At 52.4% G+C, this 26,995-nt stretch carries 18 protein-coding genes; 16 read left to right on the forward strand and 2 right to left on the reverse strand.

All coding sequences use genetic code 11. The features are described from left to right. Nucleotides 1-25: 25 nt before the first annotated feature. Nucleotides 26-1,429, forward strand: a complete 1,404-nt coding sequence (locus tag LQV63_RS00350) for a class I SAM-dependent rRNA methyltransferase (protein ID WP_233695302.1) — start codon at nt 26-28, stop codon at nt 1,427-1,429. A gap of 78 nt (nt 1,430-1,507) precedes the next feature. Here the strand turns inward: LQV63_RS00350 and LQV63_RS00355 are convergent, their stop codons facing one another. Further along, the gene (locus tag LQV63_RS00355; protein WP_233695303.1) at nt 1,508-2,473 is read right to left on the reverse strand and encodes a DUF1835 domain-containing protein; all 966 of its coding nucleotides are present in this window, start codon (nt 2,471-2,473) and stop codon (nt 1,508-1,510) included. Between the two features lie 305 nt (nt 2,474-2,778). On the opposite strand from LQV63_RS00355, the gene addB reads away from it, so the two are divergent. The 5 genes from addB to LQV63_RS00380 all read left to right on the forward strand — a co-directional run bounded on the left by addB (nt 2,779) and on the right by LQV63_RS00380 (nt 16,362). Further along, nucleotides 2,779-6,366, forward strand: coding sequence for a helicase-exonuclease AddAB subunit AddB (gene addB / locus LQV63_RS00360; protein WP_233695304.1), 3,588 nt, complete (start codon nt 2,779-2,781; stop codon nt 6,364-6,366). Beyond that, on the forward strand, nt 6,347-10,699 hold the full coding sequence (locus LQV63_RS00365) for a UvrD-helicase domain-containing protein (RefSeq protein WP_233695305.1): 4,353 nt from the start codon (nt 6,347-6,349) through the stop codon (nt 10,697-10,699). Before addB ends, LQV63_RS00365 begins: the two co-directional genes overlap by 20 nt. A gap of 118 nt (nt 10,700-10,817) precedes the next feature. Further along, the gene (locus LQV63_RS00370; RefSeq protein WP_233695306.1) at nt 10,818-12,011 is read left to right on the forward strand and encodes an exonuclease SbcCD subunit D; all 1,194 of its coding nucleotides are present in this window, start codon (nt 10,818-10,820) and stop codon (nt 12,009-12,011) included. Beyond that, nucleotides 12,008-15,616, forward strand: coding sequence for an AAA family ATPase (locus tag LQV63_RS00375; RefSeq protein ID WP_233695307.1), 3,609 nt, complete (start codon nt 12,008-12,010; stop codon nt 15,614-15,616). Before LQV63_RS00370 ends, LQV63_RS00375 begins: the two co-directional genes overlap by 4 nt. Before the next feature lie 299 nt (nt 15,617-15,915). Further along, a complete protein-coding gene (locus LQV63_RS00380; RefSeq protein WP_233695308.1) occupies nt 15,916-16,362 on the forward strand; it encodes a hypothetical protein in 447 nt (148 codons plus the stop codon). A 51-nt stretch (nt 16,363-16,413) separates the two neighbouring features. On the opposite strand, the gene LQV63_RS00385 is transcribed toward LQV63_RS00380, so the two are convergent. Next, nucleotides 16,414-17,190 carry an alpha/beta hydrolase gene (locus LQV63_RS00385; RefSeq protein WP_233695309.1) on the reverse strand — a complete coding sequence of 259 codons (777 nt, stop codon included), beginning with the start codon at nt 17,188-17,190 and terminating at the stop codon, nt 16,414-16,416. Between the two features lie 187 nt (nt 17,191-17,377). On the opposite strand from LQV63_RS00385, the gene LQV63_RS00390 reads away from it, so the two are divergent. From LQV63_RS00390 to LQV63_RS00435, 10 genes are all read left to right on the forward strand, one after another. Further along, on the forward strand, nt 17,378-17,722 hold the full coding sequence (locus LQV63_RS00390) for a histidine triad nucleotide-binding protein (RefSeq protein ID WP_233695310.1): 345 nt from the start codon (nt 17,378-17,380) through the stop codon (nt 17,720-17,722). A gap of 176 nt (nt 17,723-17,898) precedes the next feature. Further along, nucleotides 17,899-18,072 (forward strand): 30S ribosomal protein S21, encoded by a 174-nt coding sequence (gene rpsU, locus LQV63_RS00395; RefSeq protein ID WP_005547957.1) that lies wholly within the window; start codon nt 17,899-17,901, stop codon nt 18,070-18,072. Nucleotides 18,073-18,087: 15 nt separating this feature from the next. Then, nucleotides 18,088-18,531: a GatB/YqeY domain-containing protein gene (locus tag LQV63_RS00400; RefSeq protein WP_019422501.1), complete on the forward strand. Its 444-nt coding sequence runs from the start codon at nt 18,088-18,090 to the stop codon at nt 18,529-18,531. A gap of 156 nt (nt 18,532-18,687) precedes the next feature. Then, nucleotides 18,688-20,070, forward strand: a complete 1,383-nt coding sequence (locus LQV63_RS00405) for an NfeD family protein (RefSeq protein WP_019422500.1) — start codon at nt 18,688-18,690, stop codon at nt 20,068-20,070. Between the two features lie 123 nt (nt 20,071-20,193). Beyond that, nucleotides 20,194-21,192, forward strand: coding sequence for a flotillin-like protein FloA (gene floA / locus LQV63_RS00410; protein WP_019422499.1), 999 nt, complete (start codon nt 20,194-20,196; stop codon nt 21,190-21,192). Nucleotides 21,193-21,202: 10 nt separating this feature from the next. Next, nucleotides 21,203-21,772, forward strand: a complete 570-nt coding sequence (locus tag LQV63_RS00415) for a hypothetical protein (RefSeq protein WP_233695311.1) — start codon at nt 21,203-21,205, stop codon at nt 21,770-21,772. A gap of 344 nt (nt 21,773-22,116) precedes the next feature. Next, nucleotides 22,117-22,410 (forward strand): sporulation protein YqfC, encoded by a 294-nt coding sequence (gene yqfC, locus LQV63_RS00420; RefSeq protein WP_019422497.1) that lies wholly within the window; start codon nt 22,117-22,119, stop codon nt 22,408-22,410. Then, nucleotides 22,407-23,621 (forward strand): sporulation protein YqfD, encoded by a 1,215-nt coding sequence (gene yqfD / locus LQV63_RS00425; RefSeq protein ID WP_233695312.1) that lies wholly within the window; start codon nt 22,407-22,409, stop codon nt 23,619-23,621. Before yqfC ends, yqfD begins: the two co-directional genes overlap by 4 nt. A 29-nt stretch (nt 23,622-23,650) precedes the next feature. After that, on the forward strand, nt 23,651-24,640 hold the full coding sequence (locus LQV63_RS00430; RefSeq protein ID WP_407672856.1) for a PhoH family protein: 990 nt from the start codon (nt 23,651-23,653) through the stop codon (nt 24,638-24,640). Nucleotides 24,641-24,655: 15 nt separating this feature from the next. Continuing rightward, nucleotides 24,656-26,995, forward strand: coding sequence for an HD family phosphohydrolase (locus LQV63_RS00435; protein WP_233695313.1), 2,340 nt, complete (start codon nt 24,656-24,658; stop codon nt 26,993-26,995).

Below are 26,995 nucleotides of genomic sequence, written 5' to 3' on the forward strand. Positions count from 1 at the left end.
AACTTATGCCGCCGATGGGACAACGATGACAAGCTATGAGCCGAAAGGGGAAAAGCAATTGTTAAGACCAAGCATCATATTAAACCGTTCTCGAAAAAAACGGATTGAACGTTCCCACCCATGGGTGTTCCAGTCAGAAGTGGAGCGAGTGGAAGGGATGCCCGTGTCAGGGGCACTCGTTGATGTGTTGAATGCGCAAGGGAAGTATATGGCGACAGGCTATTATAATCCAGCTTCTCAAATCGTCGTCCGTGTCGTTGCTTATGAGTCCATTGAAAAGATGGACCGTGAATGGTTTCGTTCGCGCATAGAGCAGTGTCTGTCACACCGTGACCGTTTCCTGCCGAACGCATCCGCTTATCGTCTCGTATATGGGGAAGCGGATTTCCTTCCGGGACTTGTCGTAGACCGATTTGATGACGTACTGGTCGTTCAGATTTTGACGCTCGGCATGGATGTGCATCGGCAAGACATCGTAGGTGCTTTGGTTGACGTGATGCAGCCGCGCGGCATTTACGAACGAAGCGATGTGCCAATCAGAGAACGGGAAGGATTGGAACAGACGACAGGCGTGCTGTATGGCGAATGTCCGCGCCATGTCACCGTCAAGGAGAATGAGCTTATCATTGAAGTCGACATTGCGGAAGGGCAGAAGACCGGGTATTTCTTCGATCAGCGGGAGAACCGCGCATCCATTGCGCCGCTCATGACCGGTTGGGGCCGACGCAGCGGCATCGTAAGACGAAAAATGGAAAGTGAGAACGGGATCGAGCTTCTTCCGGTCAACGCCAACGGCAAAGTAGTAACATACCCTTGGTGGGATGGAGCGACAGTTCTGGAGTGCTTTGCCCACACGGGAAGCTTTACGCTGAATGCTTGTAAATATGGTGCCAAGAAGGTGACTTGTCTCGATATTTCTGAGCATGCGATGGAAAGCGCGCGACGGAATGTCGAATTGAACGGGTTCATGGACCGGGTGGAATTCGTCGTGGCCGATGCGTTTGATTACTTGCGTGAACAGGTGCGCGGTGTCGAAGAGCGAGTGGAACGAGCGGATGGTGAGAAGAAGGCGGATACGTCGAAGCCGATGACGGCAGGAGGCGGCCGGACATGGGATGTCGTTATCCTCGACCCGCCGGCCTTCGCCAAGACGCGCGGGGCCGTCGAAGGGGCTTACCGCGGATACAAAGACATCAATCTCCACGGGATGAAGCTGATCAACGAAGGTGGTTATCTCGTGACAGCCAGTTGCTCCTACCATATGCGTCCCGATAAGTTCATGCAGGCCATTCTCGATGCGGCGCAGGATGCGGGCAAAGTGCTGCGGCTTATCGAGTGGCGGCCAGCAGGCAAAGATCACCCGCAAATCGCAGGAGTAGACGAAGGACACTATTTAAAGTTCGCTATATTTGAAGTGCGTTCCAAGTAATAATTATTAATAGAGCACCTTGCCTGCACCGTTATGATTGCAGTGTGGACAGGGTGCTCTTTGTTGTTATTGTTATGCTTATTCAAGCGGCTTCGTAATGAAAGCGCCGCCGAGCCAGCGGCCGTATCCGCCTGCAAGAGCCCAGTTCACTTCTCCCGCCAACGTCTGCCGTCCCCACGAAGTCAGCTCAAGCCGGCCAGCGCCGGCAAGTGGCGGCTGCAGCGGTTCGGGAAGAGGATCGGAATCAGGGGCGAGGCAGAGCAGCGGATGTGTGCCGTCCGTCATTCGCCTCAAGTAGCCCCAATATTGCAAATCTCCCAATCCGTATTCAGGCAAGCGATCCCCAACATAGCGAAAGCATTCAATAAATGAGGATTGTCCTTGAGATACCGCTTCCAAGGTAAGGCGTTCAGCGACACCGAGCCCATCGAGCGTGCTTGGGTATCGCGATAGGTGAAAGCGGAGTCCCTCCGTGATCGCGCAATACGGAGCGGGAATGTCTTGCGACTCGTACACCCATTGCACTAACCTAAGCGGATTCGGGCTTGTATAGGCTAGCCAAGCGCCTTGCAGCCAGTCCTTCACTTCTGCTGTCAACAGCATGGCCTGGTCGCGATAGGGAAGCAGCTGCTCCGCATGCAACACACCAAACCCTTGATACCGATCGTGTTCCGGAGCTGAGGCAATATCGATCCAGTACAGCTCGGCGTTCGGGTTCTCTCTGGTCAGCCGATCGACCAGACGAAGCAGCATCGTGATGTCAAATAAATCATGCTCGAACCACAGCGCAATATGAGTGGCGGATTGTATGTCCGACTTCCATGTCCGTTCTTGTTCGTTGCTCTTCTGCAAGTAGATGGCTGCCGGCAGTGCGCACATTCGTACCAATTGCAGGGCGCGGTATGCTAAATAACGTTCGAATTTAGAATATACCGGTCCTTCGGTCAACAATTCCGAGTACACCCATACGTCTTCGTTCCAATGCGTCTTGGCGAGCGGACGGAGACGATCTGCCGTACAATCTCCGTTTACGATGTGGATCATGAGTATGTGCCTCCTTTACCTATGCTCTAAAATGAAACCAAACTATTCCCCCAGCCTCTAAGCAAATAACTGGCATCACTTCCAAACATGCGTTCTATTGCGAGATTACAATATGCTATAATGGATCCAATTGAGAGTTAAAGTGCGTGATCAAAAGGGAGCTTTTTGAAGAACCTCTTAAAGGGCGCAGCTGCCGAAGAGAGGCTGTTAATGAAGCAACAAATATCATTAGCGACAGTGTAACACAGACCTTACCTGATCAACAGATACGTTTGGTCGTTACGATTCGAAACGGGGGATAAACATTGCCGTTACATTTTGTCATTGGACGCTCTGGCAGCGGGAAGACGACGCACGTATTGAACCATATCCGGCATGAGTTGAACGAGAGGCCGTACGGTCCGCCCGTCATATTGCTTGTGCCAGAGCAGGGGACATTTCAAGCGGAGCATGCGTTAATCTCGGCGGGGGACATCCCGGGCATGCTGCGCGCGCAGGTGCTAAGCTTCCGCCGACTCGCCTACCGGGTCATGCAGGAAACAGGCGGAACGGCTTTGACGCCGATAAGCGAAGAGGGGAAGAAGATGCTGCTGTACAAAATATTGCAGCGGCACAAAGCTGATTTGCCATTGTTTGCAGGTGCGGCTGAGCAGTTCGGATTCATTGAGAAGCTTAATGAGCTGTTCGATGAAATGAAGCGGTATCGCATTCAGGCTGCAGAGGTAGATGAGCACCTGACATTCGTAGAGAACCATGTGAACGGTCAGCCGCTATTGTCGGCGAAGCTGCGTGATATTGCAGGCGTGATGCATGAGTTCGAAGCGGAGCTTGCCGAGCATTATTTGGATGGAGAGGATGTGCTTGCCCGGTTGTCTGAGAGGATACCTCATTCCAGCTATGTGCGCGAGGCATCAATATGGATAGATGGTTTTAACGGATTTACACCGCAAGAATATGCCGTGCTGGCATCCTTGATGCTGCATGCGCCGAACGTGACCTTAACGCTATGCTTGGATCGGGTCTACGATCTGGGGGATACGCCGCATGAATTGAACTTGTTCCACCCGACGGCCACGACGTTTCTGAAAATGAGAGACATCGCGGATACAATCGGGGTGGAGATCGGCAGCATAACGAAGCTCGACGAAATGGAAGGGACACGGCTGCCGCGCTTTGCAGCCTCGGGGATGCTTTCCCATTTGGAACGGCACTTTGAACGGAGAGTGCCGTATAAGGAAGCGGCGAGCGCCGCGAACCAAGGGAGGAAAGCACCGTCTTCAAATAGCTCTGTGACTGTACATGCAGCCGTGAACCGCCGCGTGGAAGTCGAAGCGGTCGCCCGCGATATGTTGCGCCGCGCTCAGTTCGAAGGCGTTCGTTGGCGCGAAATGTCCGTCACGGTGCGCAACATAGCAGATTACGGGGAACTGATTGATACCATTTTCGCTGATGCGAACATCCCGTTTTTTACGGATCAGAAGCGGGCGGTGCTGCATCACCCGTTCGTGGAGATGACTCGTGCGGCACTCGATATTTTAATTGGGCATTGGCGCTATGATGCCGTGTTCCGGTTTGTGAAGACGGATTTTTTGCTGCCTGAAGACGGGAGCATGACACGGGAGCATTTCGATAGACTGGAAAATTACGTGCTCGCATGCGGCATTGCAGGATCCAGATGGACGAACGGTCGACCGTGGCCCGCTGAACCTAGCCTGTCGCTGGATCCCGATGCGACGGATGTTCCGGTTGAAGCGGATGAGGAACGTCAGCAGCGGCCGAGTGGCGAAGCGCCTGAATGGGTGGAACGGTGCCGCCAGGCTATCGTGGAGCCTGTGTCGGCCTTTGCCCGCGCTCTGACCCGCAGCAAAAACGTTCGCGGCATGTGTGAAGCAATGTACGTCTTTTGGATGGATTTGAACGTGCCGCAGAAGCTGGAGCGCATGAGCCAAGAGGCTTTGCTTGACGGTGAAGTGCAGCGTGCGCGTGAACATCGCCAACTATGGGGGGCGATGCTGAACATATTGGATCAGATGGTGGAGATGGTTGGGGAAGAAGCGATGTCTGTCGAGCTGTTCGCTGGAATGCTTGAGACCGGATTTGAAAGCGTGAAGATGGCCTTGGTCCCCCCGGCGCTGGATCAGGTGCTCATCGGATCGATGGATCGGACGCGCTCGGGCCAGATTCGGCATGTATATGTGCTGGGCGTGAACGACGGCATCATTCCTGCCCGCCCGATCGAAGACGGGGTATTGACAGAGCACGAACGCGACGTGCTGCTGCAAATCGGGATGGAGCTCGCTCCCGGCATTCGCCGCAAGCTGTTGGATGAGCGCTTTACCATCTATCGAGCGCTAACTTCGCCTAGCGAGAGCTTATGGATGAGCTATGCGCTTGCCGATGAAGAGGGCAAATCGCTGCTGCCGTCCGAAATTGTACGCCATGTCCGCAGCTTGTTCCCACAAGTGCAGGAGCAGCTCATCCTCGCGGAGCCGAACGAGTTCATGAACGAAGAAGAACAAGCCTTCTTCATATCGTATCCGGAAGCAGCCTTGAAGCATCTGGTCGCCCAATTGAGAGAATGGAGGCAAGGCCGGCCTATCGCTGCAATGTGGTGGGAGGTGTACCGCTGGTTTGCCTTACAGCCGGCATGGCATGACCGGCTGAGCTCCTTGATGAGCTCGCTCGTCTACCGCAATCAAGTCGAACCGCTTGCTTCCAACACTAGCCGGAAGCTGTATGGGAGGGATCTGCGCACGAGTGTATCCCGGATGGAGCGCTTCGTTGCCTGCCCGTTTTCACATTTTGCATCACATGGCTTGAAGTTGAAAGAACGCCGCTTGTATCGCTTAGATGCGCCTGATATCGGTCAACTGTTCCATGCTGCGTTAAGCCGCTTTGCTATGGATTTGCAGGCTGACAACCGGACGTGGGCCGCCTTGACCCCCGAGGAGTGCCGTGCTGAGGCCGATCGTATCGTGGATCTGCTGGCTCCCCGTTTGCAAGGGGAAATTCTATTGAGCTCGAAACGCTATGAGCATATATCCGGCAAGCTCAAGCATATCGTCAGCCGTGCCGCTTCCGTTCTGGGAGAACATGCGAAGCGTGGTCATTTCGAGCCGGTTGCGCTCGAGATGGACTTCGGGCCGGACAAGCTGCTGCCACCGCTCCGCTTTACGCTCGAGAATGGATGCACGATGGAAATTATCGGCCGGATCGACCGTGTCGACAAAGCGGTTCATGACCAAGGCGTCCTGCTGCGGGTTATTGACTATAAATCAAGCGCAACGGATTTGAAGCTGCATGAAGTTTATTATGGACTGTCCTTGCAAATGCTGACGTACTTGGACGTGCTGATTACGTATGCGGAGCAATGGCTCGGGACGGCGGCACTGCCGGCCGGAACCTTGTATTTCCACGTTCATAATCCGCTGCTGCAAGCGTCGAACGGCTTAACGATGGAGCAAGCATACGATCAGCTGCTGAAGAAATTTAAATTGCGCGGCCTCGTCACAGCCGACCGCGATGTCGTGGCATTGATGGATGAGCCGTTGGAGAAGGGCTACTCCGACATTCTCCCGGTTGCTGTCAAAGCTGATGGAACGTTCTACAGCAACGCCTCCGTCGCGACGACAGAGCAGTGGGATGTGCTGCGCCGCACCGTACGGTCGGTTATCCAACATATCGGAACGCGCATTACGGATGGAGACGTTCAGATCGAGCCATACCGGTTAGGGACGAAGAAGGCTTGCGATTTTTGTGTATTTAAACCGGTTTGTCAATTTGATGAGCTGGTGGATGGCAATCAATATCATTTGCTCCCGCGGCTGACGAAAGAGGAAGCGTGGATGAAGCTGGAAGGAGGGGAGCCGGGAAATGGCACAGTCGAGCAATAAAAAAAATGATGTGGAAGTTGACAGCCGCACGCAATCTGAACAGAATGCGAACGCGGGCAGCGAGCCGCTTGATCTCTTCCTATCCTATCCTGAGACCGCGGTCGTGGAGGAAGGTCAGGGCAACGACGAACTCGCTGTCCGGGAACTGCCGTCGAAGCCTGCGGATAGCACGTGGACAGACGAGCAGTGGCGGGCCATCGTCGACGGTGGACAAAATGTCCTCGTTGCAGCAGCTGCTGGCTCGGGTAAGACAGCGGTGCTTGTTGAGCGCATCATCCGCAAAATTAGTGACGAGCTCGCTCCGGTTCATGTCGATCAGCTGCTTGTAGCGACCTTTACGAAAGCGGCTGCTTCAGAGATGAGAGAGCGTATCCGGCTCGCGCTTGAACGCGAGCTTGAGGAGAATCCTGAGTCGGAGCATCTTCGCCGCCAGCTGGCTCTCTTGAACCGCGCATCGATTACGACGCTGCATTCCTTCTGTCTAGAGGTCATTCAGCGGCACTTTCAGACAGTGTCGCTTGACCCGGCTTTCCGCATTGCCAATGAGACGGAGACGGAGCTGCTGCGCCAAGATGTGCTGGAAGAGCTGTTCGAAGAGCGTTATGCCGCAGCTGGACCGGAATTTAGACGAATGGTCGATTGGTTCAGCGGAGAACGCAGCGATGAAGCCGCGTTTCGCTTAGTGCAGCGGCTATATGATTTCTCGCGCAGCCATCCGTGGCCTGACGCGTGGTTGAACAAAATGGCGGCTGCGTTCGAAGTAAGAAGCATCGCCCAGCTCGGGCAGTCGTCCTGGGCAGAAAGCGTCATGGCTGATGCACGGCTCACGCTGAACGGCATCGCCCAGCTGTTGCGCCAAGCGAACCGGCTGCTGGACGCTCCGGGAGGACCTGAGCCTTACCGTCAGACGCTGGAACAAGAGCTTGCAGGAGCGCTAGCTCTGGCAGAGGCTGCTCACCGTGAACCATGGGAACAATTGCATGCCTCCTTTGACCTGTTGGCTTTTGGCCGCTTAGCCGCTTGCCGCGGAGACCAATATGATAAATCTTTGCAGGAGCAGGTGAAGCGGCTGCGCGATCAAGCGAAAGCACGGCTGCAGCAGCTGCAGGATGAATTGTTCCGGCGTACGCCCGAGGAGTTTCTGACGGAATTGAACGCTCTCGTTCCGATTATGCAAGCGATAGCGGATGTCGTGCGCGATTTCGGCGAACGGTTTGAAGGAGCTAAGCGGAAGAAGGGCTGGCTCGATTTCTCGGACTTGGAGCATTACTGTTTGCGCATCTTGCGCCACAGAGATTCGACGCCTGAGCAGGATACCCCTTCTGAAGCAGCTCTGGAATACCAGCAGCAATTCGCTGAAATTTTACTGGACGAATATCAGGATACGAATATGGTCCAGGAGGCTATCGTGAACCTGATTACGCGTCCTGGCAAAGGCAACCGCTTCATGGTCGGCGATGTGAAGCAGAGCATTTATCGTTTCCGGTTAGCGGAACCGGGGCTGTTTTTGCATAAATACCAATCCTATGCCGCTGACGGGAGCGGACAGGGCATACGTATCGATTTGGCCCGCAACTTCCGCAGCCGTCAAGGAGTCGTTGATGCAGTCAATATGCTATTCCGCCAAATTATGAGCCCTAATGTGGCTGAATTGTCGTATGACGAAGCTGCTGAGCTTGTGTGCGGGGCTTCTTATCCGACGGTAGAGCAGATGGCGGAAGACTCGAGCGTCAGCGCCGCAGAGCTAGAGAAGCGGCAACATTACGCGACAGAGCTGATGATTATCGAGAAAGGGGGACAAGTCGGGACTGATGCTTCGGGAGCGGTGGATGATGAGGAAGCGGAAGCTGCCGCAGACGAAGAGAGCGGAGCAGAATCTCAAGCTGGACTGGATCCTTCCGAGATAGAGACCGCGCGATTGGAGGCGCGGGCCATAGCTTCTCGGATTCGTCGTCTGTTGGGTGATGAGGGAGAGCCGCCGTTTCTTGTCTTTGATAAGACGCAGAAGCGTATGCGGCCAGTTACGTATCGGGATATCGTCATCCTGCTCAGAGCTACGCAAGCTTGGGCGCCCCTGATGGTGGAGGAGCTGCGGCTGGAAGGAATTCCGGCTTATGCGGAGTTCAGCACGGGGTATTTCCGAGCGACTGAGGTTGAAGTCGTACTATCGCTGCTGCGAGTCATTGATAATCCGCAGCAGGACATCCCGTTAGCGGCCGTGCTTCGTTCACCTATCGTCGGACTGACAGCGGAGGAGCTGGCGCACATCCGGTTAATGGGAAAAGGTTCTTTCTATGATGCAGTCTGTCTTGCGCTGCAAGCGGAACCGGGGTCCCCTCAAGCCGGTGATACGCTTCCTGAGGATTTGGATCTGTCCGAAGAGCCGATTCCGATATCAACTGAGGCTGGCCGCGACTGGACAAGCAAGCTCCGCCGCTTCATGAACCGGCTGGAGCAGTGGCGCAACGCCGCGCGGCAAGGCAGCTTGTCCGAATTAATATGGCAGGTGTATCGGGAGACTGGTTATTACGAATGGGTAGGCGGGCTAGCTGGCGGAATGCAGCGTCAGGCGAACCTGCGGGCATTGTATGACCGTGCCCGTCAATATGAATCATCGTCCATTCGCGGCTTGTTCCGTTTTCTGCGCTTCATCGATCGGATGCGGGATACGGGGGGAGACTTAGGAACGGCCCGCGCGCTTGGTGAGCAGGAAGATGTCGTACGCATCATGACGATACACAAGAGCAAAGGGCTTGAGTTCCCGATCGTCATCCTCGCAGGCTTGTCCAAACGATTCAACCAGCAGGACCTGACTGCGCCGTTTTTGATGCATAAGCAGCTCGGCTTCGGCCCGAGATATGTGGATGAGGCATTGCGGGTAACGTATCCGACCCTGCCGAACTTGGCGATTAAGCGCCAGATGCGCATGGAATTGTTAGCCGAAGAGATGCGGGTCTTGTATGTGGCGTTGACGCGCCCGAAGGAAAAGATGATTCTCATCGGAACGGTGAATGACGCTGAGAAGGTAATCCAGCAATGGGGCGAAGCGTTGGATGTTGACCCGCTGCTGCTGCCGGATTATATGGTGGCGCGTGCCCGGTCTTATCTCGATTGGATCGGACCGGCTATCATGCGTCACCCGGCTGCGGCGGAATGGCGTCGATATGCAGGTCTGCCGAATCGGAACGGTGCTTGCTTGATAGATGAACGAGCGGATTGGCAGTTGTCCTTCATGCCGGCATCTGTGCTGGCAGCAGGACTACCGCTTGAGGTCCCCAGCGTTGACGAGGAAAGATCGGCGATGCTAGAAGCTATCAGCAAGCTGGAATTGCTTCAGGATAAGCCGCAATCACCATGGCAAGCGTGGATTGAGGAACGGCTCGCTTGGCGTGACCCGCATCGGATTGCGTCTATGCTGCCGGCCAAGACATCCGTTACAGAAATGAAGCGGCTCACCGCTGCGGAGGAATGGCCGTCGGTCGAGTGGGTCGAGCAGCCTGCATCAGGCGAAGAGGGCGCTGCGGAGGCTGCAGCGCTTGAAGAAGCGGAGACGGAGGCTGGCTATCGGTCTGAAGCGGCTGCGGCGGCCCAGCCCGGCAAGAGCGGCGATTCGGCTCGGCTTGGGTATGGGGACGGGTTCACGCTGCATTTGCAGCGTCCGCGCTTCATGGAAGAACAGCATGTAACTCCGGCAGAACGGGGAACGGTTTATCATACTTTGATGCAGCATTTGCCGTTGCAGGATCAGATGACGGCCGGGATCATTCAACAGACGTTGGCTTATATGGTCGGGCAGCAGCTCATGACAGAGAAGCAGGCGGACGTGGTGCAGACGGATGCGGTGCTTGCCTTCTTTGATAGTGAAGTCGGAACTCAGTTGCTGAAGGCTGCCTGGGTGCAGCGGGAGCTGCCGTTCAGCTATGGCTTGACAGCCGCTGAAGCGTATACGGTGGAAATGAAAAGGCAGTGGCAAGAGAAGCTTACGGCAGAGGAAGCGGTTCATGGTGCATTGGACGCAGCGGAATCAGCTTCCCGGGAGCGATTCGTTGCCACCTCTACGTTTGCTGCACGTGACGATTCCGGCCTGCTGGATCATGAGACGGTGCTCGTTCAGGGGGTTATCGACTGTCTGTTCGAATGGAACGGACAGCTTGTGCTGCTTGATTTCAAGACAGATAAAGTTCTGCCCCACCGGGGCGGCCTGCCAGCGTTAAGAGAGCACTACCGTTTCCAACTGAATGTGTATGCGCGAGCAATTGAACATATTTGGAAGCGCCCTGTTGACCGCAAGGTGTTGTATTTCTTTGACTCGTGCGAAGCTTGCGAGCTGTAGCGGAACATTCGAATGCTAACCTAAGGCCTTTGGGTTAGTGAAGAGGGTTTGTATATATAAGGTGCCGCAACAAATAGGTGGAATTTACAAAATGATGGGAGAAGGGAGTTGATATTTCATGCGTATTCTGCATACGGCGGATTGGCATTTCGGGCGCGCGTTGGAGGGCAGGAGCCGCTTGGAGGAACAGGCGGCCTTCGTTGACGAACTGGTCCGCTTGACCGATGAGGAGCAAGCGGATCTTGTGCTGATTGCGGGCGATGTGTATGATTCGGTCAATCCGCCGGCTGCGGCGGAACTGCTATTTTACGAGGCAGTGGCAAGACTATCGCAGGGAGGGCAACGACCGGTGGTCATCATCTCCGGGAATCATGATCACCCGGAGCGTGTATCAGCTTCGGCTCCGCTCGTAAGCAGTCATGGAATTACACTTGTCGGGCAGCCGAGCATTGCTCCCGTCATTGTTCCGTGTCAACGAACCGGAGAAGAAGCCGTTATCGCGGCGCTGCCGTATCCTTCTGAGTCCCGCCTGGGAGAATTGTTATCCGCCTGCAACGAGGAACAGGTGCTGAGAAGCGCGTACAGCGCCAGAGTCGGCCAACTGCTGTCTTTGCAAGCGCAGCGTTTTCGTCCATCTGCAATTAACCTCATTATGAGTCATTTATATGTGCTTGGCGGAGTGGAGACCGATTCAGAACGTCCGATACAGGTCGGAGGCGCCTATACGGTTGATCCAAGCGTATTTGCATGTCAGGATGCACCGGGCAACGTCCAATACGTCGCGCTTGGCCATCTGCACCGTCCCCAAGCCGTCAAGGGACCGGGTACGATTCGCTACAGCGGTTCCCCGTTAGCATACAGCTTCTCTGAAGCGGGACAGACCAAATCGGTCACCCTGCTCGATATTGCTCCAGGACAGGGGGCTGTACCTGAAGGGCGTTATCTTGCATCCGGGAAGCCCCTGGTGGAGTGGAATGCGCGCGGCGGCTACGAGGAAGTGCTGCGATGGATTGAGGAAGGACGCGATGCGAAAGCATGGCTTGACGTAAGCATTTCTCTAACGGACGCGTTAACGATGGAGCAGATACAGAAGCTTCGCCGTGCCCACGAAGGCATTGTCCATATTCGGCCGATATACCCGGAAATGGAGCGGATGGAGGAAGAGGAAGGCCGGCGCAGCGAGATGCCGGTGCATGAGCTGTTCCGCCGCTTCTATGAACGTCAGACGGGCGGGGCTCAGCCTGACGATGCCTTGGTGGAATGCTTCTTGGAATTAATCGGTGACCGGGAAGAGGAGGACGAAAGCGCATGAAGCCTATCGAGTTGAAGCTGTCTGGACTGCAAAGCTACCGTGAAGAACAGCGCATAGACTTCCGAGCACTTTGCGAAACAGGGTTATTCGGTATTTTCGGTCCGACAGGAAGCGGGAAATCCTCAATTCTAGATGCGATGACGCTAGCGCTATACGGGAAGGTGGAGCGGGCGACGAACGGTACGCAGGGAATTATGAATCAGGCGGAGGACACTTTATCGGTTTCTTTTAGCTTCTCGCTGAACGGAGCGGGGGACAGCCAGACATTCCGGGTCGAACGTCGATTTAAACGTACAGGTGATGTGACGATTGGCAACACTGTCAGCCGCTTTATTGAGGTGCGTCCGGAAGGAGAGGTCGTCATTGCGGACAAGCTTGCCGAAGTGACCCGCTGCGTTGAACATCATATTGGCTTGAAAATGGATGATTTCACGCGAGCTGTCGTGCTGCCTCAGGGCAAATTCGCCGAATTTCTGTCCTTGAAAGGCAGCGACCGGCGCCAAATGCTGCAGCGTCTGTTCTCGTTGGAGAAGTACGGGGATGAGCTTGCCATCAAGTTATCGCGCAAGGTGAAGGAGACAGAAGGGGAAGTACGAGCCTGCAGCGCAGAACAACAGGGACTTGGCGATGCTTCAGAGGAAGCGGTGAATCAGGCGGAAGAAGCGCTGCGAGAAGCGTCTGTGCTCGCGGAACGAGCCCGTGAGGAGAAAATCGCGGCAGAGTGTGAATACCGGGATATAGCTGAGAAGCGGGGCTGGATGGAAGAAAAGAGCCGCCTAAGCAGCCGCCTGGCTCAGTTGGAATTGGAGGCGCCGGAGCGTGCGCTGGAGCAAGAACAGCTGATGAAAGCGAAGGAAGCCGAAATGATCGCTCCGTTCCTGCTCGAAGTCCGGGAGCTTGAAGCGAAGCGCCAGACTGCGGAAGCAGAGCATCGTACGGCCGATGAAGCGGCACGCCATGCGATGAGCGAAGCGGAGCGTACCCAACTTGCGGCAGATGCAGCAATCCGCCGCAAGGAAGCAGAGGAGCCGGAATTAGTGCTGCGCTCTGAGCAGCTGCAGGAAGCGGCTCGTCTTCACGGGGAGAGCGAACGTCTGCGTAAGGAGGCGGAGGAATGGAATGAGCGGTTCGAAGAAGCGAGTGCGCGCTATACCCGTGCTTCAGCTGAAGCAGAACGGGCGGAGCAACAGCTCAAGAAAGCGTTAGAACGCCAAGCGGAGCTGCGCGACCTGCTCTCCTCGCATGAGAAGCCGAGCGAGGAACGGGAACAATTCCAGCAAGCGGTAACGGACTGGCAAAGACTGAGTATGCTGAAGGCCCGCTGCAAGGAACTGGAAGAAAACAAGAAGAAGCAGTCGGAGCTTGCGGCTCAAGGGGCGGCAGCATGGAACGAAACGCTTGGCCACATCGTCATGCACGCGCGCGAGGTACGCAATCAAGTCGATTCTGGAACCGAATTGTCCAGAGCTTGGCAAAGTCTGCGGACCGAATTGCAAGACGAGCTGGGACAGGTGGAGCAACTGATGGAGCAGGCTCGACAAGCACAGCGGGAGCAGGCGGAGCAAGAGATTGCCGCGCGGCTTGCCGTTCAGCTGCAACCTCACTCTCCGTGTCCAGTCTGCGGCTCTGCAAACCATCCGGCGCCTGCTCATGTTCCGAAAGATGAACAGGCAGGTTCAGATCAGGGCTGGGATGAACGCTGGTTACGTTGGGAGCAAGTGAAGGACAGGCTAAAGGCGATGCTGCTTACAACCGAGCATGAATGGGAACGAAGCAGAACAGATTTGAAGCAGTGGATTGCGCGGCTGCAAGACCTGTCTGGACGCGTGCGCAGCATGGTGCAGGAGCGATCCGTCACACCTCGATTGGGTGAAGGATTCGTAGTTGGGGATGAGCTCGCAGCCGCTCTCGACTTTACAGTGAATCAAGAGCATACGGCAGCAGATGAAAGGGTGGAAAGCATAACGCCAAGCATCGGGGAAGACTCAACTGATGGGCGAGCCGCCGTTTCCGCCTTCGGCCTGCCTCCGATGACAAAGCAAAAGCGCGACGAGATGGAAAATATACTGCATGATGCAGGGCTCAACCCGTTCGATGACAGGCTGCAATCGTTGTCGCAGGACACCCGATCCATGGGGAAACAGATGGAGCGCATTATGCAGCAAGCAACGGACAAGCAATGGGAGCTGCAGCAAGCTTTGGCATCATATAAGACTTCAGCCAGTGCTTTCCGTGAAGCGGAATCGCTCTGGAATGAAGCTGAACAGTCGCTGCGGGAGGAGCATGCGAACTGGGGCGAGCAATATCAACGATTCGGATGGCATCTTGTGGAGATGGAACGTGTCAGGGAACAGTGGCGCGAACGGGAAGCGATTGTGGCCGACTGCCGCGTTCGGTTGGAGAAGAGTGTTGCTTACATTGAAGAGACGCAAAGCCATATTCGCCGCCATGAGCAGTTGAAGCAGGCTGCAGATATGGAGCGGGTGCAAGCGAAGGCGGAGTGGAACGGCATCGTTCGGTTGATCGCCGATTATGAGAAAAGGCTTCGTCCTTGGTTAGATGGACCGCCGATCGAGCAACTTGCGGTCGAGACGTATGCCCGCCTGACTGATATCCGTGAACGAGCGGAACGGACGAGGCAGGAAGCGAATGCCGCTCGCAATGTGAACGAAGCTGCACAGCAGCGTGCGGCTTTGGCGGCACAAGCTTGGAACGGCCTAGGGGAACGTGCTGTCACTGCCGGGGAACGATTGCAGGCTCAATTGCGTCAATCTTCCTTTGCCCATCTCGATGACGTGCTGGCAGCCAGACGCTCGTCTGAAGAGTGCAAGCGCTTGGAGGCGGAGCTGGAGCGTCATCACGAAGAGCTGCGTGACTTGGGCGCGCAATTGAAGCGATTGGAGGAACGTATCGGCGGTACGTCCGTCACAGAGGAAGAGTGGCAGACTTGCGTTGCAAGGTGGCAGCAATCTGTAGAGAGTGATGAAGCGGCTCTGGCAGCCCGTGCAAGAGCTGAACGAGATGCAGAGGAGCTGCGCAGCAAGCACGAACGCTGGGCAGCGCTTGAAGCTGAACGTGTGCGGGGCGAAACGTATCTGGGCCGCCTGCACCAACTGCAAAGCGTATTCCGAGGCAATGCATTTGTGGAGTTCGTAGCTGAGGAGCAGCTCATGCAAGTAAGCCGAGCCGCTTCAGAGCGATTGAAAAGCTTGACCAAACAGCGTTATGCCCTGGAAGTCGACTCAGGCGGAGGTTTCGTTATTCGTGATGATGGTAACGGCGGTATTCGCCGGCCGGTATCTACCTTGTCAGGCGGGGAAACATTTCTGACTTCGCTTGCACTCGCGCTGGCCTTGTCTGCGCAAATTCAACTGCGAGGGATATATCCGCTGGAGTTCTTCTTTCTGGATGAAGGCTTCGGGACTCTGGATCCAGAACTACTGGATACAGTCGTGACCTCCTTGGAGAAGCTTCATACGGATCGGTTGTCGGTAGGTGTCATCAGTCACGTTCCGGAGCTTCGTGCACGATTGCCGCGCAAATTAGAGGTTCTGCCTGCCGAGCAAGCCGGTAGAGGCTCCCTGATCGTATTTGAGGTGAATTAATTTCATGTGAAATACGTCACAGTAACAGTTTCAGAGCGCTGTTATAATACAGATAGCCGACATCAATCTTTTGTAAGCACCTCGGTGACCGTATTGCTTCTGCAAGCATCTGCAGGCATGCTGCCTGGCAGTTGACCTGCTTGCAGGCGCAGTACGTTCACAGCGTATAATGCGCTGCCCGCTTGTTAGCGGGGGACGAGGTGCTCTTTTTTTTGTCCATTTTTCCCCCATGCACACCTTCGCGCATAGGCGAATATCATGACTGTATCTCAAGCGATTGCAGAAAGTGAGAGACGTCTATGGAGAAGGAAAAAACCGGCGTAAAGCCGGCACCAACGACAGCGACGCCCATACCTGTCGGAATTTCACCCCCGCCTACGGCTGGCGCAACTGTACAAAAAGAATCGATGCACGAACTATGTCACAAGCATATGCATCGTTATGTGAAAGTCCAGACGATGGACGGGTGCGTATACCAAGGAGTTATCGAATGCGTGGATCACGAACATCTGTATTTGGCCGTTCCGATGGCCGGTTGCTCGGTGCCTTACATGACCCCTTCAGCTGCGCCTTATGGATATTATCCTTATGCAGGCACTCCCTACGCGCTGCCGCCGTATGTCGATACGGCATATTCAGGATATTATCCGGGCTACTATTATCCATATGGCTACGGCCGTCGCTTCAATCAATTGGTGCTGCCATTGGCGGTGCTAATTGCCTTAGCATTAATTCCTTATTATTAAGGTGCCTATAGCTCTGCACTTCAGTCTAATCCGGGGTGCGGAGCTGTCATATCATTGTGACGGCAACGAAGTGAGCCACGACACGATTACGTCCACCGTTTCACGAATTTGATGATCGTCGGAAATGCTGGCCGCATAGTCTTTTTTTTGATTGCCGTAATCTCCGAACTGGGCATGGTTGGCTCCTTGAATGACGTGTTCGGTTAGAATTTCCGGGAGATATTTTTTGTTTTTCATATATCGCTCCAAGTTTAATACGCCATCCTTCGAACCATAAATGGACAATACCGGAATATTGGAATTAGATATATCGCTATTTGCATAAGACGCCAACAAGATTAAACCTTGCACGGCATCCGGGTGTTTTTTCGCGAATTCTGCCCCCATTGTGCCTCCCAAGGAATGACCTCCAACGATCGTTCTCACTTGCCGAGCATACTTATCTAACTTCGGGAGGACGCGTTCTGCCCCGTCGCTATCCAGGACGGCCAGATTGAGCGGCATCTTCAAAATATATGTATTGACCTTGCGCTCGGCCAACCCGCGCGCCAATACGGCATAGCTTTCCGGCTCGACTAGTCCGCCAGGGTATAGTATGAGGTTAGCTATCGGTGTACGAACAGTCTCGAACGCGAACAAGCCATCCTCCGCATATACTTTGACATTTTCGGTTGAGATTGACGCCTGATCCGCTTTGGAACCAGCCGGATAGGGACGTAGAAATCCGTATATGCCTGCAGCAACTGCAATAACGAGCGCAATGAAGGTCCATAATATCCATTTACGTTTTTTCTTGCGTGGCGTTCGCAAGTTTTTCTCTGATGGCACTCTATTCACTCCTTCATATTGGACGAGCTCTTTCTTTTTGATATGATAGCGATATACGATCACAAATGCATAGTTGGAGGATGTTCAAAAAGCCCCCTTTCGATTACGAAGCATCCCAAGATGTAATTCGACATCGAATCTTGCATTTCTTTTTGAACATAAGAATCAGTTGAAGGAGGAAAGTCCAATGGACTGTATTTTTTGTAAAATTATTGAAGGAAACATTCCTTCCAAAAAGGTGTACGAGAATGAAACCGTAGTCGCATTTCATGATATCACTCCACAAGCCCCTGTACATATTCTTATCATTCCTAAGAAGCATATTGCAACTATGAATGATGCTGAGGGAGAAGACTTCTCGCTAATCGGCGAGGTTCACCGCGCAGCCCAACATGTGGCGCGTGAGATGGGCATTGCGGATACGGGATATCGTCTTATCAATAATTGTGGAAAAGATAGCGGTCAGGTTGTGTTTCACATTCATTACCATCTGCTTGGCGGTGAATCGTTAGGAGCTTTGGTAGGGCAGTAAGCATAGCGATTATGGCGCTTTAGCGGAAGGAACTATTTTGGAGGGTGCTTTCAATGCGTAAATGTTGACAGAATGCTTCCTCAAGGTTGACACTGACTTTTGCAATCACATATAATGTAGTTTGATAAACCGTGTTTGTTGTTCTTGGACGGTCTGGTCGGAGGGAGGGAAAACTGGTGTCTGAAACGAAAGTTCGCAAAAACGAGACAATCGATGCTGCACTTCGTCGCTTTAAGCGCTCCATCGCGAAAGATGGCGTATTGGCTGAAGTTAAAAAGCGTAAGCACTATGAAAAGCCAAGCGTCAAGCGCAAGAAGAAGTCCGAGGCTGCCCGCAAGAGAAAGTTTTAGGAGGATTACGCACCAATGGATCTTAGCCAAAGATTGAACGAAGATATGAAGCAAGCGATGAAGAGTCAAGACAAGTTCAAACTCTCCACCATCCGAATGGTACGTTCGGCGATCAAGAATGTTGAGATAGATGAAAAGAGAACTTTGAATGACGATGAAGTGCTTGAGATTCTAGGTCGTGAGATCAAACAGCGGAAAGATGCCCTCCAAGAGTTCGAGAAAGCAGGTCGAGGCGATTTAGCGGATAAACTAAGAACGGAAATTGACATTTTGACGCATTACCTTCCTGCTCAGCTTTCCGAAGAAGAGATAAAAGTGATCGTTCAAGAGACCATCCAAGAGACCGGTGCTTCTTCGAAAGCCGACATGGGGAAATTGATGGGTGCCCTCATGCCAAAGGTGAAGGGGCGCGCCGACGGCAAACTAGTCAATACGATAGTTCAACAGTATCTGCAATAAGGATCTCTTGACAACCTATCGACAAAAATGTGAAAGCACTCCTTGTTTACAAGGAGTGCTTTTTCTATGATGATAAGGTTGTGAAACGTAAACGAGTAAAATCACGTATAATAGCATATACCAACAAGTGAATAGGAAGGGGGGGCGTAAAATCTTATGCGAAAGAAACAGATGAATGAAAGAGGCTTGAAATGCATCGCATGGATGTTGGCACTAGGTCTTTTATTCAGCTTGATGTTTGCTTTCGTTCCGATATCCCATGCGGAGACAAGCGATTCGGCTAATCCTTCACACAATGTTGTCGTTATTCCGCTAATCGGAAATGTAGATTCGGTAATGAAGTCATTTATGCTTCGTGCTCTCGAAGAAGCGGAAGCGTTAAATCCCGCTGCGATTATCATCGAGATGGACACTCCAGGCGGAAGAGTCGATATTGCACAGGATCTGAGTCAACGCATCATCGGAAGTCCGGCACACACGGTTGTGCTAGTGCGAGGGAAAGCGGCATCAGCAGGGAGCTTCCTGGCGATGAGCGCAAATGAGATTGCAATGACGCCGGGAAGTGCCATCGGCTCGGCGGCGCTAGTAGACGGTGCCCATAACTATGTCGACGATCCGAAGTTAGTGGCATTATGGATAAGCGAGATGGAATCAGTAGCGGGCAAAAATGGGCGCAACCAAAATATTGCAAGAGCGATGGCGGACTTACAAGCTAAGATTGAACTTCCCGAGCTCGGCCGGACGAAAAATCCGGGAGAGATTTTGTCGCTCAGCGTGGCTGAGGCAAAGAAAGCAGGATATGCGGAATATGAAGCAGGTTCTGTTCAGGATCTGATCTCTCAGATGAAACTGGCCGATTCTCATATCGAGCGGATCGATCAGACAACAGCCGAACGGATTGCGGCGTATCTCGTTCATCCGGTGGTGGCGACACTACTCTTGTTCCTCGGCATTGCCGGGGTGGCGATTGAGTTGTTTGTGCCCGGCTTTGGTATTCCAGGTATATTAGGGATATTAGGTTTCGGATTATACTTCTTTGGCCACTATATTTCAGGCCTGGCGGGGGTGGAAACCATCGTATTATTTATTGTAGGTCTAGTGTTGCTCGCTTTGGAACTGTTCATTCCAAGCTTCGGCATATTGGGAATATTAGGTTCAATCAGTATGATTTCCGGTGTCGTCCGTGCGGCATACGATACGTCGAATGCGCTATTGTCGCTTGGCATCGCTTTCGTGGCGGCACTTATTGTCATCATTATCGTGGTAAGAGTGTTTAAGCATCGTGGAATATGGAATCGATTCATCCTGAAAGATGCGTTGACGACAGAAGAAGGTTACGTATCCAATTCCAATCAGACGGAGATACTCGGCAAAATAGGACGTGCGCTGACTCCGCTTCGGCCTGCAGGTACGGTGCTCATCGACGATCATAAATTCGATGTCGTTACCGACGGCTCCTTCGTCGGCAGCGATGAGCTGGTCGAAGTTATTCAAGTAGAGGGTTCACGAATTGTCGTGCGGCCACACAATGGGAATTGACCTGTTCCTTGTTTCATATTATCGTTTTACTAGTGCGTGTTCAAAAAGGGGACATTTAGAACATCCTCTAACTATGGTAATACTGTAAATCACATAGATTAATAAATGGAGGTTGTGCCACGTATGGATGCAGGATTAATATCTACGCTGCTTATCGGGGCGGTCATCTTGATTGCTCTAAGTGTGTTCTTCAGCTTTTTCCCAGTCATGCTCTGGATTTCAGCAATTGCTTCCGGAGTTCGCATCAGTATCATCACCCTCGTTGCGATGCGTCTGCGTCGAGTGACGCCAAGCCGTATCGTCAACCCGATGATTAAAGCGACAAAGGCAGGATTAGGGCTATCAATTAACCAATTGGAGAGTCACTTCTTGGCAGGGGGTAATGTCGACCGTGTCGTCAATGCTCTCATTGCAGCTCAGCGTGCAAACATTCACTTGGAGTTCGAACGTGCGGCAGCGATTGACCTTGCTGGTCGTGATGTGCTGCAAGCCGTTCAGATGAGCGTTAATCCACGTGTCATCGAAACGCCGATTGTTGCGGCAGTGGCGAAGGATGGCATCGAAGTGAAGGTGCGCGCACGCGTTACCGTTCGCGCGAACATCGAGCGCTTGGTCGGGGGTGCAGGTGAAGAAACGATTATCGCCCGCGTCGGGGAAGGGATCGTTACGACGGTCGGTTCCAGCAACTCTCACAAGGACGTTTTGGAGAACCCGGATCGCATTTCCCGTACCGTATTGGGCAAGGGGCTTGACGCAGGAACCGCATTTGAAATTCTGTCCATTGATATCGCTGATGTGGATGTAGGCAAGAACATCGGGGCGCACCTGCAGACCGAACAAGCGGAAGCCGACAAGCGTATTGCGCAGGCGAAAGCAGAGGAACGCCGTGCAATGGCCGTTGCTGAAGAACAAGAGATGAAAGCTCGCGTCATTGAGATGAGAGCACGCGTCGTGGAATCCGAGTCTCAAGTTCCGCTTGCCATGGCGGAAGCGCTGCGCAATGGCAAGATTGGCGTTATGGATTACATGAATCTGAAGAACATCGAAGCGGATACGCATATGCGTGGGTCGCTCGGCAAAATGTCCGACAACGGACGCGATAACAACAACCCGGAAAGCTAGGCGATAAGCCATGAATATCATTGAGAAAATCATTGGTTTTGTCATGAGCAATCCGTTGATTGCCATTGTGATCATCGGAGCGCTGTTCTCAGCTATGGGGAAAGGCCAGAAGAAAGGTGCGAACAACCGGATGCCGGATTTCGGCGGCAGCGGTCAGGCAGGGCCTGCACCAACGGTCGAGCCTGCGAAGCAAGCGGAGTCCCGCCGCTACGATGATGAGGACGACGAGATGGTAACTCCGATATATACGGACAACAAAGGAAGTATGGAGCAGTCGCGCCCAAGCATGGCTGAAAGCTATGCTGAAAAACGGGCAAAAGATGCGAATGATCGGATGTCAGAGATGGAACAGCGGCTTGCCGGCATTGAGCGCACAGCTCAGAGCATGTCAGGTCTGCCATCGTCTTCGCTGGACGGGAGAAATAGTTCCCGAACGATGACCGCTTCGTCGAGTACACGTGAAGAGGCAGATAACTCGTCCAACTTCGTGATTGACCCAAAAGATGCGCTGAGGGGCGTGGCGTGGGCAGAAATTCTCGGCCCTCCACGTGCAAAGCGTCCGTATGGGAGACGTCCATAAAGCACTATAATTTATCTTGCATAGAGCCTCGGCTCTTGTGATAGAACACTGTTTACAGTGCATCTATTGCGAGCCGAGGCTCTTTATTTGTTTGCGTCATTCTGCTCTTCCCGCTTCATAATCGCGAGTCTGGGAGCATAAATTGTAAAGTAGAGGTTGCTCAAAAGCCCCTTTTAATCACAAAGTATACCTTGAAGTCCAGTGCTCATGCAGTCTCGTCTACGCTGCGCTCCTCCTTCGAGGGATGCTTCCGAAGTCGTTTTCTTGCGAAAACTTGTACTTCTAGGTGCTGAAAAGTGGCCTTTTTGAACGCGCAATAGTAGTGGAAGGGGGCCTATCGCAAAATGAGTCGCATTGCCCGCAAACTGCGCCAATGGTCGGCGAATTGGTTTGATTTGCCGCAAGATATTGTAATGGATACGCCCCGGTTATCGATGATCGGCAATCGGCATATTGTGGTGGAAAATCATCGCGGTATTCTTCATTTTTCCAATGATCATATTCGTCTTGCCTTAGTAACTGGAGAATTAGAAATATATGGAAGCGAGCTTGTCATTCGAACCATTTGGACGGAGGAAATCCGCATCGAAGGGTTCGTTCGCGATATAAAGTATCATGGAACGGGGGAATTGACGTGAAAACACCACCTTTAGCGCGAGTACGCGGGTATGTCCGAGTTCGTGTGCGCGGCGAAAAAATTGAAACCTTCATAAATGCTGCTGCGTCTAAACAATTACGGGTGTGGGATGTAAAAGTAACTGCGCCTAGAGTCATGGAGTTTCACGTGCTTGTCTCTGATTACTTCCGCCTGCGGCCGCTTTTAAAGCAGACAGGCTGTCGCGTTCATGTAGAAGAACGCTTCGGGGTGCCGTTTGCGATGAAACAGGTAAGGCGTCGCAAGTTTTTCGTGCTGGGCGCGCTTCTTTTTCTGTTCGGATTGTACATGCTCTCTTCCCTTGTGTGGACGATTGATGTAAAAGGCAACGTGCGCATTCCGACCGAGGCTGTGCTCTCCGCTGCCAGACAGCAAGGAATTTATCCGTTCCAATGGACGTTCCGCCTTCGTGATCCCGATATCATGTCGAAAGGGATGACTACCCAGTTGAAGGGAGCCTCTTGGATTGGAATTCACCGAGAAGGGACGAAGGTGTCCATCGAGGTGGTGGAATCGATTACTCCGGATGCTAAGCAGCTCGTTAATCCAAGGCATCTTGTAGCGAAGACAGATGCCGTTGTCACGCATATTATTGCAGATCAAGGCCGGCCTGTCGTGAAGCAAAATATGCGGGTGAAGAAAGGAAACGTGCTCATTTCAGGCAGTCTCGGAACCCCTGATGCGCCATTGACGGTAGCGGCCAAAGGGGACGTGCGCGGTCTCGTATGGCATGAATACCACATCGTATCACCACTAGTTAGCAAACAGAAAGTATTTACCGGAGAGCAGAAAGAAATTACATACTTTGTGGCCGGAGATCGCAGACTCAAAGTATCGGGTTACGGTGATATTCCTTTTGCGCAGTACGAAACCCTTCAGGATGAGAGTAGAATCAAGTGGAGAGAGTTATCATTTCCGATTGGCTGGTTAAAAGAGATTGTGATGGAAGTACATTATGTGTCGGAAGAACGCAGCGCTGAGGAAGCATATAAAGCCGGACTGACGCAGGCGCGTGCTGATGTAATCGCAAAAAATGGACCGAAAGCGCGTATCCAAACGGAAAAAATTTTGCATCAGAAGGCGGACAATGGTAAAGTGAACTTGAAGGTGCTTTTTGAAGTGGAACAATCTATAGCGGAAGAACTTCCGCTTGTTCGCCAGTTTGAATCCCGTTCTGAATCGAACTCAGAATGAATGTTGAACCAAAATCACAAGGACACTGAATGCTAAGGAGACTGAGGTTTTTGTCGCAACAACAGACTGTAAAAATATCACTGCAAAACGCCGCTGAAGGACTTGCTCTATTTGGACCTCAGGATAAGCATTTGAGGCTCATCCTAGGCCGTACAGACGCGCATGTCATGTCTCGGGAAGCGGAGATCGTCATTACAGGCGAATCGATCGAGGTAGAGAGACTTCAACAGCTCTTTAATGTGCTGCTGCAATTGATTCGCGGCAACATCATTTTGTCAGAGCGCGATATTTTGTATGCGCTCGACTTGGCTCAAGAGTGGAAGGTTGAAGAACTGCTCGATTTATTTAAAGGTGAAATCGCCGTCACGTATCGGGGCAAGCCGATCCGTGTAAAGACCATTGGACAACGTCATTATGTATCGACCATTAAGAAAAGAGATATTGTGTTTGGTGTGGGGCCCGCTGGCACAGGGAAGACGTACCTAGCTGTCGTATTGGCCGTCTCCGCACTGAAAGAGGGTTCCGTTAAGCGGATCGTGTTAACACGACCTGCAGTGGAAGCGGGCGAGAATCTGGGGTTCCTTCCAGGAGATCTGCAAGAAAAGGTTGACCCTTATTTACGACCGTTATACGATGCGCTCTATGACGTCATGGGTCTTGAACAAGTAGGGAAAGCGCTCGAACGCGGCCTCATTGAGATTGCGCCGCTCGCTTATATGCGCGGACGCACACTTGATGATGCGTTCATTATTTTGGATGAAGCGCAAAATACGACGCCTGAGCAGATGAAGATGTTCTTAACGCGACTTGGATTCGGATCGAAGATGGTCATTACGGGAGACATCACACAGATTGATTTGCCACGGGGCAAACGCTCAGGATTAGTGGAAGCCGGCCAAATTTTGAGTGATATTAAGGAAATCGGATTCGTGCATTTTGCCGAGCAGGATGTTGTTCGTCATTCCTTAGTGCAGAAAATTATTACGGCTTACCAGAAGGAAAGCGAAAACCAAGGATAGAGAGGGTTGTTCTCTATGCTAAAGACAAATCGTTCCGGCAACGGAAGCAAATCACGCCAAGTGAATATGGCAGGTTGGAAGTACAGCGTCGGCGTGCGCTTTCTTCTATTTTTGTTTTTAACGTTATTGTTTTATTTTAGTTTGGCTCCAAGTATTTTGCCTGAGAAATTCGATATTGAAGTCAATGTGAAGAGCGAAAAGGATATTATCGCTCCCATTCAGATTCCGGACAAGAAAGCGACACTGAAGGCGCAGGAACAAGCTGCCGAACGTGTCCAGCCCATCTATCAGATCATTTCTCTAAAGAATGAACGGCTTATGGATAATATATTTGACCGTATCGAGCAACTGAACTCAGATGATCAGATATCATATTCGCAGAAGGTTGAACTGTATCGCAGCGTCGTTCCCGACATGGTCAACGAGCACATTCGCCAGTTCATGACAACGAGCCGCAATGCCAGCACGTATACGAATGTAATGCTCGATGAGATGAACAATCGCATTGAGGAACAGAAGTACCGCATTCCGGAAGAAACCTTCATCAAGATGGCTCGGCTGTCGAAGGATGATATTACGGAAATGAAGCCGGTAGCCCGAGAATTGGTATCGAAGCTGATGATTGATCCAGTGCCGGAGGCGGCCATAGCGAGAGCAAAGGTTCCGGAGTACGTCAACGCCAGTTCATTGAACAAGCGTTCGGCGCGTGAAGTGGTGCAGGAGATCGTTCGTCTGTCCCTTACGCCGAACAAGTTCTATGATGACGACGCGACGAAGGAGGCAAAAGTTCAGGCACGGGAAAATACGACTCCAGTGTTTATTAAGCAGGGGGATATTTTCGTCAAGAAAGGTCAAGTCATTACCCAAGAAATGTATGACCTGTTAAAAGAGAATGAATTGTTGAAGACGGAGGTCAATTATTGGCCGCAGTTCGGACTGCTCATGCTGTCGGCAATGTTCTCGCTCGTGCTATTCATGTTCATGCGCCAAGGAAGCCATACGCATTTCAAATTCAACAACGTTCAACTGTTGATGCTGGTGCTTATCTTTACGATTAGCGTCATTGCAATACACATTATCGGGTATGCTCAGACGGAGGATGCCGCTTATATCGGCTTTGTCGCTCCGGTTGCAATGGGCGTTATGCTTATCACATTACTGATTGATTTGCCGCTAGCCTATATGTGTGCCGTCGTATTAAGCATATTAGCGAGCATTATTTTAAATACGCAGCAAGGCACAATTTTTGACTTCCACTTTGGATTTTTTGCCTTGGTGACATCGTATGCGGCCATTTTTGCGATTCATCGTGCCAGCCAACGTTCAACGATCTTGAAGGCGGGTATTATGGTGTGTATTTTCGGCAGCTTGACGGTGCTCATGCTGGGGATGTTGAGTGGAGATCCATTCAATAACCGCGACCTGATGCTTGCGGCGGCATTCGCCTTTGCAAGCGGTCTGCTAACAGCGGTCTTGGTGTTGGGCTTAATGCCATTCTTTGAAGTAACGTTTGGCATCTTGTCTGCGCTTAAGCTCGTGGAACTGTCGAACCCGAACCATCCGCTCCTGCGCAAGCTGTTGACGGAGACGCCGGGAACGTATCATCATAGTGTAATGGTCGGGAACTTGGCGGAGCAGGCGGCTGAATCGATAGGAGCTAACGGTTTGCTCTGCCGCGTCGGTGCTTTCTACCATGACATCGGGAAGACAAAACGGCCAAGTTATTTTATTGAAAATCAGACTAATATGGACAATCCGCACGATTATATCGATCCGAAGCTGAGCACCTCCATTATCGTAGCGCATGCGCGAGACGGTGCGGAAATGCTGAAGGATTATAAACTGCCGAAGCCGATCCGTGATATTGCCGAACAGCATCACGGAACGACGTTCCTTAAGTTTTTCTATTACAAAGCGTTGAAGCTTGCGGAAGAACAAGGGGCGGAGCCTGATTTCACGGAAGATGATTTCCGTTATCCAGGTCCTAAAGCGCAATCCAAAGAAGCCGCCGTCGTCGGTATCGCCGACTGTGTCGAAGCAGCGGTGCGTTCGCTGCGGCATCCGACGGTTGAACAGATTGAGTCGATGATACAGAAAATTATTAAAGATCGGCTTGATGATAACCAATTCAATGAGTGCGATTTGACGCTGCGAGAACTGGATATTGTTGCGCAGTCACTTAAAGAAACGGTGATGGGAATCTTCCATTCACGGATTGAATATCCGGATGATGCGAAGCTGAAGCAGAAGACGAAGGAAGAGCACGCCGCGGAAGCCAAAGGTGATGTTACGGAAGCAAGCAGTAGTGGAGCAACTTCCGCTGCAACTGATTCTGCAACAAAATCTGAGTCTTAA

The organism is Paenibacillus profundus, assembly GCF_021369635.1.
Classification (GTDB): Bacteria; Bacillota; Bacilli; order Paenibacillales; family Paenibacillaceae; genus Paenibacillus_B; species Paenibacillus_B profundus.